Consider the following 517-nt stretch of genomic DNA (forward strand, 5'->3'; position numbering starts at 1 on the left):
CTGCTCTTCGGCGTCGGCGCCGCCTCGCTGGGCGAGAAGGCGCACACGCTGGTGAAGTGGATCGAGGAGCTCTCGCACGTCATCCTCAAGATCACCGGCTACATCATGGGGCTGGCGCCGCTCGCCGTCTTCGCCTCGATGGCCGCGATCATCACCACGCAGGGGCTCGGCATCCTCGTCACCTACGGCAAGTTCGTGGTCGAGTTCTATTTCGGCCTGGCGCTGCTCTGGTTCCTGCTCACGGCGGTCGGCTTCCTCATCTTCGGCAAGCGCGTCTTCGAGCTGGTGTCGCTGCTGCGCGCGCCCTTCCTGCTGGCCTTCAGCACCGCGAGTTCGGAGGCCGCGTATCCCCGCCTCATGGAGCAGCTCGCGCGCTTCGGCGTCAGCCCGAAGGTGATCTCCTTCGTGCTGCCGCTGGGCTATTCCTTCAACCTCGACGGCTCGATGATGTACTGCACCTTCGCGGTCGTCTTCATCGCCCAGGCCTACAACATCGACCTCTCGCTCGGCACGCAGC

The 517-nt window shown here is 65.2% G+C and carries 1 protein-coding gene; it reads left to right on the forward strand.

What is annotated here, in order from left to right; genetic code table 11:
- The coding region (locus AC1DWF_RS38675) for a dicarboxylate/amino acid:cation symporter (protein ID WP_476843688.1) at positions 1-517 on the forward strand (517 nt) is incomplete at both ends.

Source organism: Aminobacter sp. P4_D5 (assembly GCF_056401815.1).